At 68.5% G+C, this 1,175-nt stretch carries 1 protein-coding gene; it reads left to right on the forward strand.

What is annotated here, in order from left to right; genetic code table 11:
- The coding region (locus tag G3N99_RS40465) for a porin (protein ID WP_206125222.1) at positions 1-1,024 on the forward strand (1,024 nt) is incomplete at its 5' end.
- Between the last annotated feature and the right edge of the window lie 151 nt (positions 1,025-1,175).

Here is a 1,175-nt window from a genome sequence, read left to right on the forward strand (position 1 = left end):
TCAGACCAGCCTCACGCTGTATGGCGTCGCCGACGTCTACACCGAATTTCTCACCGGGCAGGTCGCCCCGGACGGCAAATCATCGGCGTCGCTCGTGCGGATGGCGTCGGGCGGCAAGAGCGGTTCGCGCTGGGGCCTGAAGGGCGTCGAGGATCTCGGCGACGGCTGGCAGGCCGCGTTTCGCGTCGAGAGCAGCATCAACCTGACCAACGGCACCGGTGCCGGCTCGGGCGGCTTCGACCGCTCCGCGTGGGTCGCCCTGCAGCACGACCGCTGGGGCGCACTGCGGCTCGGCCGCCAGTACACGACGCTGTTCGACATCATGGAGCGCTATTCGCCGACAGGCGCCTATTCGACGCTGTACGAGCCCGACGGCGCGATCGTCGGCATCAACTATCGCGAGAACAACGTCGTCAAATACCTGGCGAAGCTCGGCGCACTGACGCTCGAAACGCACTACGCGTTCGGCGGCACGGCGGGCGCGTTCCAGTCGAACGCCGCGTACGGCGCGGGCTTCGACTATGCCGGCAGCGCGTTCTCGTTCGCCGCGGCGTTCGACGACGTCCACACGCCGCAGCCCGGCGGCTTCGCGCATTTCCGCCGCTACGCCGCTTCCGCGCTCGTACCGCTCGGCCGCGCCCAACTGCTGGCCGGCGTCGAGCACGCGCGCAGCGATATCGCCGCGCCGTCGGTCGTGACGAACTTCACGTTCTGGTGGGCCGGCGTCCGCTACGCCGTCACCGATTTCCTGCAGGTGATCGGCGCGGTCTATTACGAACACATCCGTGCGCAGAATCCTGCCAATGCCCAAGCACCGGCGGCGCCCCCCGTCAGTCCGCAGCAGGTCACGCTGCAGTTGAACTACTTCGTGTCCAAGACGGTGACGCTGTACCTGGCGGGCGGCTACGCACATCGCGCCGCGCTCGACTTCGACAACGACAACTACAACTTCCTGCACTACTCGCTCGCCGCCGATCGCTCGGGCAGCGCGGGCGTCGCGCTCGGCCTGCGCAAGGCGTTCTGACATCGCCGCCCTCCCCCTGACACCTTCGGAGTCCAGAACCATGAACCGCCGCCATTTCCTTTCCGCCCTGACCGGCGCCGCGTTGACGCTGCCCGTCATGCGCGCCCGCGCCGACGCGTCGCCCGCCGCAAGCGTCGCCGTCCATGACGGC

Origin of the sequence: Burkholderia sp. Ac-20392, assembly GCF_017104585.1 — a bacterium.
Lineage (GTDB): Bacteria > Pseudomonadota > Gammaproteobacteria > Burkholderiales > Burkholderiaceae > Burkholderia > Burkholderia lata.